This is a genomic window from Mesorhizobium sp. C395A (assembly GCF_030323205.1).
Taxonomy (GTDB): Bacteria; Pseudomonadota; Alphaproteobacteria; order Rhizobiales; family Rhizobiaceae; genus Mesorhizobium.
Map to the genome: position 1 here is coordinate 3,261,484 of NZ_CP100473.1, position 14,400 is coordinate 3,275,883.

13 protein-coding genes are annotated in these 14,400 nt (G+C 63.0%); 7 read left to right on the forward strand and 6 right to left on the reverse strand.

Annotated elements, in window-relative coordinates:
- Positions 1-17: 17 nt before the first annotated feature.
- Positions 18-1,007, reverse strand: coding sequence for an ABC transporter permease (locus NLY37_RS15985; protein ID WP_023741066.1), 990 nt, complete (start codon positions 1,005-1,007; stop codon positions 18-20).
- Positions 1,004-3,565 carry an ATP-binding cassette domain-containing protein gene (locus tag NLY37_RS15990; RefSeq protein WP_023741065.1) on the reverse strand — a complete coding sequence of 854 codons (2,562 nt, stop codon included), beginning with the start codon at positions 3,563-3,565 and terminating at the stop codon, positions 1,004-1,006. The genes NLY37_RS15985 and NLY37_RS15990 overlap by 4 nt, the downstream gene beginning before the upstream one ends.
- 242 nt (positions 3,566-3,807) lie before the next feature.
- Here NLY37_RS15990 and NLY37_RS15995 point away from each other — a divergent pair, with 242 nt between their 5' ends.
- The 7 genes from NLY37_RS15995 (at position 3,808) to NLY37_RS16025 (ending at position 10,084) form a co-directional block, all read left to right on the forward strand.
- Positions 3,808-5,040: an ROK family transcriptional regulator gene (locus tag NLY37_RS15995; RefSeq protein ID WP_245259840.1), complete on the forward strand. Its 1,233-nt coding sequence runs from the start codon at positions 3,808-3,810 to the stop codon at positions 5,038-5,040.
- Positions 5,041-5,302: 262 nt separating this feature from the next.
- Positions 5,303-5,947: a 50S ribosomal protein L25/general stress protein Ctc gene (locus NLY37_RS16000; RefSeq protein ID WP_023686131.1), complete on the forward strand. Its 645-nt coding sequence runs from the start codon at positions 5,303-5,305 to the stop codon at positions 5,945-5,947.
- 21 nt (positions 5,948-5,968) lie between these two features.
- The gene (gene pth, locus NLY37_RS16005; protein ID WP_023741063.1) at positions 5,969-6,709 is read left to right on the forward strand and encodes an aminoacyl-tRNA hydrolase; all 741 of its coding nucleotides are present in this window, start codon (positions 5,969-5,971) and stop codon (positions 6,707-6,709) included.
- 95 nt (positions 6,710-6,804) lie between these two features.
- A complete protein-coding gene (gene ychF, locus NLY37_RS16010) occupies positions 6,805-7,908 on the forward strand; it encodes a redox-regulated ATPase YchF (RefSeq protein WP_023686133.1) in 1,104 nt (367 codons plus the stop codon).
- Between the two features lie 200 nt (positions 7,909-8,108).
- Positions 8,109-9,083 carry a magnesium/cobalt transporter CorA gene (corA, locus tag NLY37_RS16015; RefSeq protein ID WP_023741062.1) on the forward strand — a complete coding sequence of 325 codons (975 nt, stop codon included), beginning with the start codon at positions 8,109-8,111 and terminating at the stop codon, positions 9,081-9,083.
- Between the two features lie 78 nt (positions 9,084-9,161).
- Positions 9,162-9,623 (forward strand): MaoC family dehydratase, encoded by a 462-nt coding sequence (locus NLY37_RS16020; RefSeq protein ID WP_023670033.1) that lies wholly within the window; start codon positions 9,162-9,164, stop codon positions 9,621-9,623.
- On the forward strand, positions 9,620-10,084 hold the full coding sequence (locus NLY37_RS16025; protein WP_023733357.1) for a MaoC family dehydratase: 465 nt from the start codon (positions 9,620-9,622) through the stop codon (positions 10,082-10,084). The genes NLY37_RS16020 and NLY37_RS16025 overlap by 4 nt, the downstream gene beginning before the upstream one ends.
- Positions 10,085-10,258: 174 nt before the next feature.
- Here the strand turns inward: NLY37_RS16025 and NLY37_RS16030 are convergent, their stop codons facing one another.
- From NLY37_RS16030 to NLY37_RS16045, 4 genes are all read right to left on the reverse strand, one after another.
- On the reverse strand, positions 10,259-10,804 hold the full coding sequence (locus tag NLY37_RS16030; RefSeq protein ID WP_013529989.1) for an adenine phosphoribosyltransferase: 546 nt from the start codon (positions 10,802-10,804) through the stop codon (positions 10,259-10,261).
- 9 nt (positions 10,805-10,813) lie between these two features.
- Positions 10,814-11,959: an alpha-hydroxy acid oxidase gene (locus NLY37_RS16035; protein WP_023741061.1), complete on the reverse strand. Its 1,146-nt coding sequence runs from the start codon at positions 11,957-11,959 to the stop codon at positions 10,814-10,816.
- A gap of 186 nt (positions 11,960-12,145) precedes the next feature.
- Positions 12,146-13,018, reverse strand: coding sequence for a cytochrome c1 (locus tag NLY37_RS16040; protein WP_023670029.1), 873 nt, complete (start codon positions 13,016-13,018; stop codon positions 12,146-12,148).
- Positions 13,019-13,041: 23 nt separating this feature from the next.
- A complete protein-coding gene (locus NLY37_RS16045) occupies positions 13,042-14,385 on the reverse strand; it encodes a cytochrome b (protein ID WP_023670028.1) in 1,344 nt (447 codons plus the stop codon).
- Between the last annotated feature and the right edge of the window lie 15 nt (positions 14,386-14,400).

Consider the following 14,400-nt stretch of genomic DNA (forward strand, 5'->3'; position numbering starts at 1 on the left):
AAGAAAGGGGCCCGAGATCACCCCTTGGTTTCGCGCAGGACGCGCGATCTTGACAGCCGCTCCTCCAGGGAGCGCCAGTAGTTGGAGACCAGCAGCGAGCCGATCAGGAGCAGGCCGATGATCATGCCTTGGGCGTCGCCGCCGATCTGGTTGAGCGCCAGCACGTTGCGGATGATGGCAATCAAGAGCAGCGCCAGCATGACGCCGGTGAGCCGCCCCTTGCCGCCAAAGACACTGACGCCGCCGAGCAGCACGATGGTGATGACGTCGAGCTCCATGCCGAGCGCATTGTTGGCGCGGGCGTTGGAGAGGCGCGCGGTATAGACGATGCCGGCGATGGCCGCGACGATGCCCGAAACGACGAACAGCTTCAGCACCATTTTGCGCGTATCGATGCCGGAATAACGCGCCACTTCGGGGCTGCCGCCGAGCGCATAGATGCGCTTGCCGGTCGGCGTCTTCTGCAGCACCACCGCGAAGATCGGCGCCAGCAGCAGGAACGGCACGATGGTCCACGGGATTTGTGTGCCCGGCAGATTGTTGATGCCGAAATCGACGACCGCCGGCGGCAATATGTTGACCGAACCGGTGCCGAGCAGGATGTAGCCAATGCCCCGATAGAGCGCCATGGTGCCGAGCGTCACCACCAGCGACTGCAGCCCCAGCCCTGAAACCAGATAGCCATTGAAGGCGCCGAGCAGGCCGCCGAAGACCAGCGTCAGCGGAATGGCCGCCAGCGTCGGCACGCCGCCCTGGACGAGCAGGCCAAACACCACGGATGTCAGCGCCAGCACCGAGGCGATCGACAGGTCGATCTCGCGGGTGTTGATGAGCAGCGTCATCGGCAGGATCAGCAACGCCTTTTCCGAGGCGCTTGCGGCCAATTGCGAGAGGTTGAAGCCGGAGACGAAATTCGGCACGAAGACCGCCGCATAGATAAAGACGGCGAGGCAGGCGGTCGCCAGCAGCAGATCCCAGAAGTCGATCGAGCGGATAAATTTTCTCATCTCGCCCTCGCCTGTCTCGCCTGTTCGGCACGCCGCACGATGAAGGTGTCGATGCCGATGGCAACCAGGATCACCAGGCCATAGACGCCCTGCAGCCAGAGCGGATCGACGCGCACCAGCGTCAGCCCATTCTTGATGACCAAGAGCGTGAGCGCGCCAAGGATGATGCCGAGCAGCGTGCCCGAGCCGCCGCGGATGGCGACGCCGCCGACCACCGCAGAGGCGATCACCGTGAGTTCGAAGCCGAGCGCGACGCGGGCATCGATGGTGGCATAGCGCGATGCCCACAGCGCCCCGCACAGGCCGCCGAGCAGGCCGGCCATGCCGAAGGCCAGCAGGATGCGCCGGTCGACCGGGATGCCGATCAGCCGTGCGCCGTCGGGATTGGAGCCGGTGGCAAACAGCTCGCGCCCGGTTGCGGTGCGATAGAGCAGCACATAGCCGGCGCACAGGATGACAATAGCGATGATGACGATCAGCGGCACGCCTGCGATCTTCAGCCCGGTCATGTCGAGCCAGGCTTGCGTGACTTCGTCGGCGCTGACCTGGTCGCCCGCCGCCCAGATCGAGTTGAAACCGCGGAAGATCGACATCGAAGCCAGCGTAACGACGATGGCCGGGATCTTTCCCCTGGTAACGACAAGGCCGTTGAGCAGTCCGGCAAAGCCGCCGACCGCGCAGGCGGTGATCAGGCCGATGCCGATGTCCAATCCGGGATAGGCCTGAACCATGCTGGCCGCCATATAGGCGGAGAGGCCGATCACAGCTGCGATCGACAGGTCGATGTTGCGGGTGATCAGCACCAGCATCTGCGCCAGTGCGGCGACAATCAGCAAGGCCGCGTCCATCGACACAGCGGTGAGGTTCGCCGCGCTCACCATGCGCGGGTTGATGATGGTAACCGGGATGGCGACGGCGAGCATCGCGGCGAGCAGCCCGAACTCCCGCCGCTTCAGAAAATCGAACGGTCCTTTTGCCTTTTCCTCCCGGGCGGCGCGTTCTATCTGCGCTGCCTGGCCGGCGCGTTCATCGGTCCTGGTCGCCGCTTCCAGTACTTTTTCCTGCGTGGCTTGCCCGCGCGAAAACTCGGCAGTCTGGCGGCCTTCGCGCAGCACGACAATGCGGTCGCACATGCCGATCAGCTCGGGCATCTCTGACGAGATCAAAAGGATCGCCATGCCTTGCGCGGCAAGGTCCGCGATCATTGCATGCACTTCCGCCTTGGTGCCGACATCGATGCCTTGCGTCGGCTCGTCGAGGATGAGCACGCGCGGCTCGGTGCGCAGCCACTTGGCCAGCACCACCTTCTGCTGGTTCCCACCCGACAATTCCTTGACCGGCTGTCCGTAACCGGAAAAGCGCAGCTTCATGCGCTTTAGCCAGTCCGCCACCAGACCGATGGCGCGGTCGGTGCCGTAGAGACCGCGAGGCGCGGCCTTGTCGAGGACCGGCAGCACCGCATTGTCGAGGATGGAGAAATCCATCACCAGGCTCTGGCCCATGCGGTCTTCCGAGACATAGGCAATGCGCGCGTCCATGGCGTCGCGCGCAGAGGCGAAATGCACGGGCTTGCCGTCGATCAGGATTTCGCCGGTGTCGGGCCGGTCGATGCCAAACAGGACGCGTGCAATCTCGGTCCGCCCGCTGCCGACCAGGCCGCCAAGCCCCAGCACCTCGCCGGCGTGAAGCTTGAGGTCGATACCGGCAAACCCGCCGGCGCGCGAAAGTCCCTTCGCCTCCAGCACCAGCGCGCCTGAGGCATGGCGCCGTTCGGGATAGAGGTCGGTGACTTCACGCCCGACCATCATGCTGATGGCGGCAGCACGGCCAAGCTCGGCCTTCGGCTTGACGCCGATCAGGCGCCCGTCGCGCAGCACCGCGATGCGGTCGGCGATGCGGAAGATCTCGTCCATACGGTGGCCGACGAACATCATCGCCACGCCGTGCAGCCTGAGATCGGCAACGACGGAAAACAGCCGCTCGACCTCGCGCTGCGACAGCGCCGCCGTCGGTTCGTCCATGATCAGCACGCGCGCATCCAGCGATAGCGCCCGGGCTATTTCGACCAGTTGCTGTTCTGAGGTACGCAGGGTTCCCAGCCGCGTTGCCGCCGGCACGTCGAGGCCGACGGTCGCCAGCACCTTGCGGGCGCCGGCCAGCATGGCGGCATTGTCGATGCCGCCAAAGCGGTCGCGCGGCATGTGGCCGAGATAGATGTTCTCCGCCACCGACAGATCGGGAAACAGGCCAGGATGCTGGTGCATGACCGCAATGCCGGCCGCCTGCGCGTCATGCGGCGAATGGAAGACGGCTGATTTGCCGTCAACCTCGACATGACCGCTGGTGGGAGAATGCACACCGGCCAGAAGCTTCACGCAGGTGCTCTTGCCGGCGCCGTTTTCGCCAAGCAGCGCCAGCACCTCGCCGGAGCGCAATTCGAAGGAGGCGTCCTTGAGCGCAATCGTGCCGCCGAAAGCCTTCGTCGCCTGAACCAGGGCAACAGGAACAGCCCGCACCACCGCAGCGTCGGCTTCGCTTTGTGTGCTCGAGTGCAGCACGTCTCCTCCCTGACTAGTTATTTTTTCAATTTGCTATATTAAATAGCACAAAGGCGCAACGGCAAAATTGACTTCCATGGTTCCGACGCGCACTGTCGCCGCCAACATAGGCACCGCAGGGTGCGCTCGGCCGCAGGTGGTTTGCGGGCTTCGCGCCGGGAACGGGACATTTGGGGAGTGTGCGGGTTTTGTCAGGGAAAGGCAGCAATTCTGTCAAAGTTCGGCACTATAATGAGCGTTTCGTGCTCGACGCCATCCGTCGCCTCAAGGAAGCCTCCAAGTCCGATCTGGCGCGCGCGGCAAGCCTGACGCCGGCGGCCATCGCTGCCATCGTCGACGGCCTGGAATCTTCCGGATTCGTAAAGCAAGTGGGAAAAAGGTTCGGGCAGCGCGGTTCGCCCTCCACGCTGTACCGGCTGACGCCGGAGCGCATCTACAGCGTCGGCATCAAGATCGGCCGGCGTGCGCTTGAAGCCGTTCTGGTCGACTTCGCCGGTGAAATCCGCGCAAGAGAGTCGCACGAATACCGCTTCCCCGATCCTGATTTGGTGCTGAAGGCCGGCAACATGGCGCTGGCCACCTTCGAAAAGCTGGTGGATGGGCTTGGCGATGCCAGCATCGTCGGCGTCGGCATTGCCTCACCCTATTTCCTCGGCGGCTGGAGCGAGGAACTCGGCTTTCCCGACGATCTCGGCAGCCGCTGGGAGGCGATCGACCTGACGACATGCTTTGCCACGCCGGCGAAGACGCCGGTGTTCGTGGAAAACGACGCCACGTCGGCGGCGCTGGCCGAACTCGTCCAGGGCGCCGGCGCCCGCTTTCGCGATTTCATGCACATCTCGATCGACACTTTTGTCGGCGGCGGCCTGGTGCAAGGCGGCAGGGTCCATACCGGGCCGCATGGCAACAGCGCTGCCCTCGGACCCTTGCCGGTCTCGCCCTCAAGCCTCGATTCGGTGGCGGCGAAGCCTGCGCGCTACCAGAGCCTGCTGCATCGCGCCTCGATCTATGTGCTGGTCAATCACCTGAGGTCGCGCGGCGTGGTGATCAATCGTGTGCGGGAACTCGATCCGTTGCCACCCGAAGCGCGCGTGCCGCTGTTCGAATGGATCGACGATTGTGCGAGCGCGCTGGTCGAGGCGATCATCGCCATCACCTCCATCATCGATATCGAGGCCATCGTTCTCGACTCGATCCTGCCCAGGCCGATCCATCTCGAACTGCTGGCAAGGGTGCAGGCCCAGTTCAACCAGGCCAGCGCCATCGGCATCGTGGCGCCGGAGATCGTGCCGGGGCAATTCGGCCCCGAAGCGTCCTCGATCGGCGCCGCCATGCTGCCGTTCTCGGCGCTGCTGGCGCCCGACAGCGGCGTGCTGATGATCGGCAAGGACCGGACTAAACTGCTGAGCGCGCTGTCCACGCTGGGTGGCGCCAAGGGAAACGGATCAAATCCGCCCGCCGACCTGCCGGCCTGAGCGCAATGCGGCGCCCAACGCAGGATCGGCCGCCCTTGCCCGCCATGGCTTGCACCCTTTCCCGCCTTCCGCTATAGAGCCGCCACCCGCGTAGACACCCTTGGAGGCAACGCGGCGGAAGGCTGCCTTCCCTTGTGATCCCGAACAAAGCTCCGCGTATGCGGTTTCTGGCATTCGGACATCCAGGCCTGGCGGCTTTCGACGTTTACGGTCCAGGCACACTGCCACCGCAAACGCTCCATAAAACGCGAAAGGAAATGCCATGAGCCACGATACTTACGAGCTCAAGGCCGAAGCGCGCGAACAGGTCGGTAAGGGGTCCGCCCGTGCAGTTCGCCGCAACGGTAAAGTGCCTGCAGTTATCTACGGCGACAGACAGCCTCCCCTGGCGATTGCGCTGAACTACAAGGACGTCTTCTACAAGATCCATGGCGGCGGGTTTTTGACCACGATCGCCACGATCGATGTCGACGGCAAGAAAATCCAGGTTCTGCCCAAGGATTTCCAGCTCGACCCGGTCAAGGATTTCCCGGTCCATGTCGACTTCCTGCGCATCGGCAAGGACACCGAGGTCAACGTCGACGTGCCCGTGCACTTCATCAATGAAGACAAGTCGCCCGGCATCAAACGCGGCGGCGTGCTCAACATCGTGCGTCACGAAGTCGAGTTCCACTGCCCGGCCAATGCGATCCCGGAATTCATCACCGTCGATCTCACCGGCGCCGACATTGGCGATTCGATCCACATCTCGGCGGTTACATTGCCGGCCGGCGTCAAGCCGGTGATCTCCGATCGCGACTTCACCATCGCGACCATTGCCGGCTCCTCGGCGATGAAGCCGGAGACGGAAGAGACGGCGGAAGCGGCAGCCCCCGAAGCGGCGGCTCCTGCTGCCGAAGAGAAGTAATTTTCGAGCCCGGAGCGCACGATGCTTGTCTTTGCAGGCCTCGGCAATCCGGGCGCGAAATACGCTGATAACCGGCACAATGTCGGCTTCATGGCGGCGGACGCAATTGCCCGCCGCCATTCCTTTTCGCCCTGGTCGAAGAAGTTCCAGGGCCTGATCGCCGAAGGCACGATTGCCGGCGAGAAGATTCTCCTGATCAAACCGCAGACCTTCATGAACCTGTCGGGACAGCCGGTCGGCGAAGCCTTGCGCTTCTACAAGCTCGGCCCCGAGGCGCTGACCGTCTTCTACGACGAGATCGACCTGCCGGCCGGCAAATTGCGGGTCAAGGTCGGCGGCGGCGCCGGCGGCCACAACGGCATCCGCTCGCTCGACCAGCATGTCGGCAAGAATTTTCGCCGCGTGCGCATCGGCGTCGGCCACCCCGGTGTCCCGGAAATGGTGCACGGCCATGTCCTAGGCGACTTCGCCAAGGCCGACCGCGGGTGGCTGGACGTGCTGCTCGACACCATCGCCGACGATGCCGGACTGCTGGCCAAGGGCGAAGACAGTTCCTTCATGAACCGCATCACGCTGGCGCTTCGCGACAAGCTCGTGCCGACCAGCGACGACGACCGCCCGCCGCCCAAGGCGCCGAACACGCAGAGCCCGAAAGCCCAGAGCCACATCCGCCAGGCACGGCCACAGCAGGCGCCGGCCAAGCTGCCGGAAAGCGGCCCTATGGCCGCCATGCTGAAGAAACTGTTCGGCAAGAAGGACTGAGCGTCGATGGGATCGGGACTGCGGGGCTTGACGTTGCTCACCCCTATCGCCCATAGCCCTCATCAAATTTCTAGTTTCCCGATAGGACCGGACACATGGGTTTCAAATGCGGCATCGTTGGCTTGCCCAACGTCGGCAAGTCGACGCTTTTCAACGCATTGACCAGGACGGCGGCGGCGCAGGCCGCCAACTATCCGTTCTGCACCATCGAACCGAACACCGGCGAGGTGGCGGTGCCTGATCCGCGGCTGCAGAAGATCGCCGCAATCGCCAAGTCTAAGGAGATCATCCCGACCCGCATCTCCTTCGTCGACATCGCCGGCCTGGTGCGCGGCGCCTCCAAGGGCGAAGGGCTGGGCAACCAGTTCCTCGCCAACATCCGTGAGGTCGACGCCATCGTGCATGTGCTGCGCTGTTTCGAGGATGACGACATCACCCATGTCGAGGGCAAGATCGACCCTGTCGCCGACGCCGATACGGTCGAGACCGAGCTGATGCTCGCCGACCTCGACAGCCTCGAGCGCCGCATCGTGCAGATCCGCAAGCGCGCCGGCAGCAAGGACAAGGAAGCAACCACCGTGCTGCCGATGATGGAGGCCGCACTCGAGCTCCTCCAGGCCGGCAAGCCGACCCGCATCCTGCTCAACGGCATTTCAGCGGAAGACCTGCGCATCCTGCAGGGACTGAACCTCTTGACCTCGCACCCCGTGCTCTATGTATGCAACGTCGCCGAAGCCGACGCCGCCACCGGCAACGAGCACACCAGGGCCGTGGAAAAGATGGCGACCGCGCAGGGCGCCGGCACCGTGGTGATCTCAGCCGCGATCGAAGCCGAAGTCGCCCAGCTCTCCGACGAGGAAGAGATGGAGTTCCTGTCCTCGCTCGGCCTCGACGAACCTGGCCTCAACAAGGTCATCCGCGCCGGCTACGATCTGTTGCATCTCATCACCTATTTCACCGCCGGGCCGAAGGAGACCCGCGCCTGGACGATCCACAAGGGCGACAAGGCCCCGCAGGCGGCCGGCGTCATCCACACCGATTTCGAGCGCGGCTTCATCCGCGCCCAGACCATCGCCTATAACGACTACGTCACACTGGGCGGCGAAGTGGCGGCCAAGGAAGCCGGCAAGGCGCGCGACGAAGGCAAGGAATATGTCGTCCAGGATGGCGATGTCCTGCTGTTCAAGTTCAACACCTGAGGCGCCGCGGCTGGCGCGCTGACGGCGACCGATCACGGCTTCGTCAAGTGGAGGAGCCGGCATGCCGCTTCGCTTGACTGCCCTTGGCACCGGGTCTATGGCCGTTTGCATGCGACTTGGCCATCCCCGTGGGAACGGCGGCGCGTGCAAGACCCATCGCTATTAAACGAAACCTTGGGCTCAACCAACGGAGACCGGCGATGATCAAGGCCTTCGTCGTCGACAATGATCGCCTGCGCCTCGCCGACGATCTCGTGGCCAATGGCGATCAGGTCGTCTGGGCCGACCTTCTCAACCCGACCAAGGAAGAAGAAGCGACGATCGAGACCTGGCTCGGCGTTGCCATCCCGACGCGCGAGGAGATGGAGGAGATCGAGATTTCGAGCCGCCTCTACATCGAGGACGGCGCCTACTTCATGACCGCCACCTTGCCGGCGCAGACCGAAATCGATGATCCCTTGATGTCACCGGTTACCTTTGTGCTTGCCGGCCCGAGACTGGTCACCATCCGCTATCATGAGCCGAAGGCGTTCAAGACCTTTCCCCTGCGCGCCGAGAAGGTGGCGACAGGCTGCACCACCGGCAACACCATCCTGATCGGCCTGCTGGAGGCGATCGTCGATCGCCTAGCCGATATTCTCGAACGCGCCGGCCGTGACATCGAGACGATCTCGCGCGATATCTTCGAAGCGCGGTCGACCAAGGTGAACAAGCGCAATCGCGACTTCCAGGAACTGCTCAAGGCCATCGGCCGCAAGGAGGACATTGCCTCCTCGATCCGCGACAGCCTTATCTCGCTGCAGCGCCTCACCGGCTTCCTTGCCCATGTCGCGACCCAGATCAAGATGAGCAAGGACGTCCGCGCCCGCATCAAGACAGTATCGCGCGACGTGCTGTCGCTCGCCGACCACGCCACCTTCCTGTCGCAGAAGATCTCGTTCCTGCTCGACGCGACGCTCGGCATGATCTCGATCGAGCAGAACGCCATAATCAAGATCTTCTCGGTCGCCGCCGTCATCTTCCTGCCGCCGACGCTGGTGGCTTCGATCTACGGCATGAATTTCGACGTCATCCCGGAGCTGAAATGGGAGCTCGGCTATCCCTTCGCCATCGGCCTGATGATCCTGTCGGCGATCCTGCCGTTCTGGTATTTCCGCCGCCGCGGCTGGTTGTAGGCCCAATAGAATTCGCTTGACCAAACGCCGCCCGGACGGCATCCGGATGCCCGGTGATCGTACAACCGGATTGGGATCATGACCGCAAAAAGCTGGGCCTACGAGGATTTCACCGAGGGCGCATCGATCGACCTCGGCGCCAAGCAGGTGAGTGCGGCCGAAATCATCGAATTCGCCACCGAATTCGACCCGCAGCCGATGCATCTCGACGAAGCCGCCGGCAAGGCCAGCATCCTTGGCGGCTTGGCCGCCTCCGGCTGGCACACCTGCGCGATCTTCATGCGCATGCTGTGCGACGCCTTCCTGCTCGACTCGACCGCGCAAGGCGCGCCCGGCATCGACCAGGTCAAATGGAAGAAGCCGGTGCTGGCCGGCGACACACTGGCCGGCAGCACCAGCGTGCTTGCCAGGCGCCTGTCGAAATCCAGGCCTCAGCTCGGCCTCGTCACCTTGCGCAGCGAACTGTTCAACCAGCGCGGTGAAAGCGTCTTCGAACTTGAGAACACTGTCATGTTCTTGACCCGCGAGGCCGGCGCATGAGCCTCGACGCGTTCTTCCGCATCGGCGATACCATCAACCTCGGTTCGCACACATTCGAAGCCGAGGCGATCAAGGCGTTCGCCTGCAAATACGATCCACAGGTCTTTCATGTCGACGAGGAGGCCGCAAAGAAAAGCGTGTTCGGCCGCCTCTGCGCCTCAGGCTGGCACACCGCGGCCACCTGGATGAAGCTCAATCTCAAAAATCCTATGGACGCTTCTCAATGGACCGGACCCGGCCCGGTACCAGAATTCGGCCCCTCCCCCGGCTTCAGGAACCTGAAATGGCCAAAGCCGGTCTATGCCGGCGAAACCGTCACCTTCATGCGCACGGCCCTGTCCCACCGCCCGCTTGCCACCCGCCCCGGCTGGCGCCTGCTGGCGCTGCGCTCGGAAGGTTCCGATTCGGCAGGCGACAAGGTGCTGGAGTTCGACAGCGCCGTGCTGGTGAAGGCTGGGTAGTGAATGGTGAGTAGTGAGTAGTGAGTAGTGAGTAGTGAGTATTCAATATCAGAAAGTGTGAGTAAGCCTAGCGCCTGTCATTGAACGCTGACATTCACTATTCACTATTCACTATTCACTATTCACTATTCACTATTCACTATTCACTATTCACTATTCACTATTCACTGTTCACTAATGCCCCTCAAACCCGATCAACGTCCGCACCGGCACGCCCAGCGCTTCGAGCTTCGCCCGTCCGCCGAGATCCGGCAGGTCGATGACGAAGCACGCGGCAAGAATATCGGCGCCGATCTGCCTCAGCAGCTTGACCGCCGCCTCCGCCGTGCCGCCGGTCGCGATCAGGTCGTCCACCAGGATCACCTTCTCGCCCGGCGCAACGCCGTCCTTGTGCATCTCCATCTCGTCCAGCCCGTATTCCAGGCTGTAGGCGACGCGTACCGTCTCGTAAGGCAGCTTGCCCTTCTTGCGGATCGGCACGAAACCGGCCGAAAGCTGGTGCGCGACCGCACCGCCGAGGATGAAGCCGCGTGCCTCGATGCCGGCGATCTTGTCGATCTTCTGGCCGGCATAGGGATGCACCAGCTCGTCGATGGCGCGGCGGAAGGCGCGCGCATTGCCGAGCAAAGTGGTGATGTCGCGAAACAGGATGCCGGGCTTGGGGTAGTCCGGAATGGTGCGGATCGCGGCGAGCAGCGTGTCTTCGAGCGAGGATTTCATGGGTCGAGATTACCTGAAACGGAGGTTGTTGCGCGACAATTGTTCGATCGAACTGCAGCCCATCAGCTTCATGCCGCGCTCGATCTCGACCCGCATCTGCTCCAGCGCCCGCTCGACGCCCGGCTGTCCGGCCGCCGCCAAGGGGAACAGATAGTAGCGGCCGACGCCAACAGCCTTGGCGCCGAGCGACAGCGCCTTCAGCACATGGGTGCCGCGCTGCACGCCGCCATCCATGATGACGTCTATTCTGTCGCCGACGGCATCGACGATCTCGGCCAGCTGGTCGAACGCCGCCCGCGAGCCGTCCAGCTGCCGGCCGCCGTGGTTGGACAGCACAATGCCGCTGCAGCCGATCTCGACGGCGCGCTTGGCATCCTCCACCGACATGACGCCCTTGAGACAGAACGGACCTCCCCACAGTCTGACCATCTCGGCAACATCGTCCCAGGTCATCGACGGATCGAGCATCTCGGTGAAGTAGCGGCTGATCGACATCGTGCCGGCGCCCATGTCGACATGCTCGTCGAGCTGCGGCAGCTTGAATCCCTCATGGGTGAAATAGTTGATCGCCCAACCCGGCTTCAGCGCGAACTGCAGCATGCCGGCAAGGTTGAGCTTGAACGGGATGGCAAAGCCGGTGCGCTTGTCGCGCTCGCGGTTGCCTCCGGTGATGCTGTCGACGGTCAGCATCATCACTTCGACTCCAACCGCTTTCGCCCGCTGCATCATCGCCCGGTTGAGGCCGCGATCCCGGTGGAAATAGAACTGGTAGACCTGCGGGCTGCTGCTGATCTTGCGCGCTTCCTCAAGACTGACAGTGCCGAGCGAGGACACGCCGAACATCGTGCCGAATTTGGCCGAAGCCTTGGCCACCGCGCGCTCGCCTTGATGATGGAACAGCCGCTGCAAGGCGGTCGGCGAGCAATAGACGGGCATGGCCAGCTTCTGGCCCATCACCGTCACCGACATGTCGATCTCGCTTACCCCGCGCAGCACGTTGGGAACGAGGTCGCAGCGCTCGAAGCTCTCGGTGTTGCGGCGATAGGTGACCTCATCGTCGGCCGCGCCATCGATGTAGTTGAAGATTGGCCCCGGCAACCGCTGCTGGGCCATGCGCCGGAAATCGGAAAAGTTGTGACAGTCGCGTAGCCGCATCATCGATCCCAAATGCCCCTTTAGCCGGCGATCCGCCGGGCGCGCGTGCAATACCAATCGCATGGCGGCGTGCCAACGGACTTCTTACTGGACGGCTGCTGCGCCAAGATGCGAACCATGTCCGGTTTGGCAAGCAAAAAGGGCGTCCGAAGACGCCCTTTCCATTTCCGAGGAATAAGATGCGGCTTAGTGCGCCACGCCTTCCCACACCTTTCGCTTGGTCAGATACATCAGCGCCCCGAACAGAAGCAGAAACACCAGCACGCGGAAGCCGGTCTTCTTGCGGTCTTCCATATGCGGCTCGGCCGCCCACATCAGGAACGCCGAGACGTCGCGCGAATACTGGTCGATCGTCTGCGGCGAACCGTCATCGTAGGTCACCTGGCCGTCGGAGAGCGGCTTGGGCATCTTCAGCGACACGCCGGACATGAAGTATGGATTGTAGTGGGTGCCTTCGGGGATCACCATGCCGGCAGGTGGCGTCTCGTCGTAGCCTGTCAGCAGAGAATGGATGTAGTCCGGGCCGCCCTGCGCATATTGCGTGAAGATGTCGAAGACGAAGCGCGGGAAGCCGCGCTCGACGCCGCGCGCCTTGGCCAGCAGCGACATATCCGGTGGGGCAGCGCCGCCGTTGGAAGCGGCAGCCGCCTCCTCATTGGCGAACGGCGCCGGGAAATGGTCTGACGGCTTGCCCGGCCGGTCGAACATGTCGCCGGCATCGTTGGGTCCATCATGGATGGTGTACTCGGCCGACAGGGACTTGATCTGCGCTTCAGAATAGCCGAGGTCCTCCAGCGTGCGGAACGCCACCAGATTCATCGAGTGGCAGGCCGAGCAGACTTCCTTGTAGACCTTCAAGCCACGCTGCAGCTGCGCCTTGTCGTAGGTGCCGAACGGACCGGCAAAAGTCCAGTCCATCTCCTTCGGCTCGTGGATCGGGAAATGCGTCGGTGCCGCCGCGTTGTGCGCCTCTTCAGCGGCGATCGCCACACTGCCGACGGCTCCGATGCCAGCGGCAAACACGCCTAGCAGGGCGAGCGAGGTGAGAATCTTTTTCATGCCAAATCCCCTTAGATTCTCACTCAGCCTTTGGTTTCCGGCGCCGCGGTCGCACCGGCCGGATGTCCCCCTCCGGCACCCTTGTTCTTCTCCAGCACCGCCTCGGTGATCGAATTCGGCAGTCTGCGTGGCGTCTCGATCAGGCCAAGCACCGGCAGGATGACGAGGAAGAAGGCGAAGTAGAACAGTGTCGCCGCTTGAGCGTAGCCAACGTAGTTGCCCGAGACCTCACCTATCAGGAGGGTCAACAGACCGCCGCCTTCCGCCGGCTGCGAGCCAAGCCAGCCAAGCAGGACAGCGTCTGCGACGAACAGCCAGAAGAACAGCTTGTACCAGGGCCGGTAGACCGCCGAGCGCACCTTGGAGGTGTCGAGCCACGGCACCAGGAACAGCATGACGATGGCGCCGAACATGCACAGCACGCCACCGAGCTTGGAGTTGATCGGCCCGATGTTGAAGGTGATCGCGCGCAGGATCGCGTAGAACGGCAGGAAGTACCATTCCGGCACGATGTGGGCCGGCGTCTTCAGCGGGTTGGCGATCGTGTAATTGTCCGGATGGCCGAGAAAGTTCGGCAGGTAGAAGACGAAATAGGCGAAGAAGAACAGGAACACGATCATGCCGAATGCATCCTTGATGGTCGCATAGGGCGTAAAGGCAACGGTGTCGGTCTTCGATTTCACCTCGATGCCGGTCGGGTTCGACTGGCCGACCACGTGCAGCGCCCAGACGTGCAGCACGACGACGCCGGCGATCATGAACGGCAGCAAATAGTGCAGCGCAAAGAAGCGGTTGAGCGTCGGGTTGTCGACGGCGAAACCGCCGAGCAGCAGTTCCTGGATCCAGTTGCCGACCAGCGGAATGGCGCTGAAGAAGCCGGTGATGACGGTGGCGCCCCAGAAGCTCATCTGACCCCAAGGCAGCACATAGCCCATGAAGCCGGTCGCCATCATCAGCAGATAGATGATGCAGCCGAGGATCCACAGCAGCTCGCGCGGCGCCTTGTAGGAGCCGTAATAGAGCCCGCGGAAGATGTGGATGTAGACGGCGACGAAGAAGAACGAGGCGCCGTTGGAATGCATGTAGCGCAACAGCCAACCGGAATTGACGTCGCGCATGATTTTCTCGACCGAATTGAAGGCGAGATTGGTGTCGGCGGTATAGTGCATGGCGAGCACGATACCGGTCAGGATCTGCGCCACCAGCATGATCGTGAGGATGCCGCCGAAGGTCCACGCATAGTTGAGGTTGCGCGGCACCGGATAGGCGATGAAGCTGTCATAGACCATGCGCGGCAGCGGCATGCGGGCGTCGAACCAGCGTTCGATACCGGTCTTGGGCGTATAGGTCGAGTGTCCCTCGCTCATCGAATTATCCCCTGC

Bases quoted from the DNA above. Each gene is read 5' to 3' on its own strand.
- NLY37_RS15985 (WP_023741066.1), bottom strand. From the start codon at position 1,007: ATGAGAAAATTTATCCGCTCGATCGACTTCTGGGATCTGCTGCTGGCG.
- NLY37_RS16000 (WP_023686131.1), top strand. From the start codon at position 5,303: ATGAGCCACGATACTTACGAGCTCAAGGCCGAAGCGCGCGAACAGGTC.
- pth (WP_023741063.1), top strand. From the start codon at position 5,969: ATGCTTGTCTTTGCAGGCCTCGGCAATCCGGGCGCGAAATACGCTGAT.
- ychF (WP_023686133.1), top strand. From the start codon at position 6,805: ATGGGTTTCAAATGCGGCATCGTTGGCTTGCCCAACGTCGGCAAGTCG.
- corA (WP_023741062.1), top strand. From the start codon at position 8,109: ATGATCAAGGCCTTCGTCGTCGACAATGATCGCCTGCGCCTCGCCGAC.
- NLY37_RS16020 (WP_023670033.1), top strand. From the start codon at position 9,162: ATGACCGCAAAAAGCTGGGCCTACGAGGATTTCACCGAGGGCGCATCG.
- NLY37_RS16025 (WP_023733357.1), top strand. From the start codon at position 9,620: ATGAGCCTCGACGCGTTCTTCCGCATCGGCGATACCATCAACCTCGGT.
- NLY37_RS16030 (WP_013529989.1), bottom strand. From the start codon at position 10,804: ATGAAATCCTCGCTCGAAGACACGCTGCTCGCCGCGATCCGCACCATT.
- NLY37_RS16035 (WP_023741061.1), bottom strand. From the start codon at position 11,959: ATGCGGCTACGCGACTGTCACAACTTTTCCGATTTCCGGCGCATGGCC.
- NLY37_RS16040 (WP_023670029.1), bottom strand. From the start codon at position 13,018: ATGAAAAAGATTCTCACCTCGCTCGCCCTGCTAGGCGTGTTTGCCGCT.
- NLY37_RS16045 (WP_023670028.1), bottom strand. From the start codon at position 14,385: ATGAGCGAGGGACACTCGACCTATACGCCCAAGACCGGTATCGAACGC.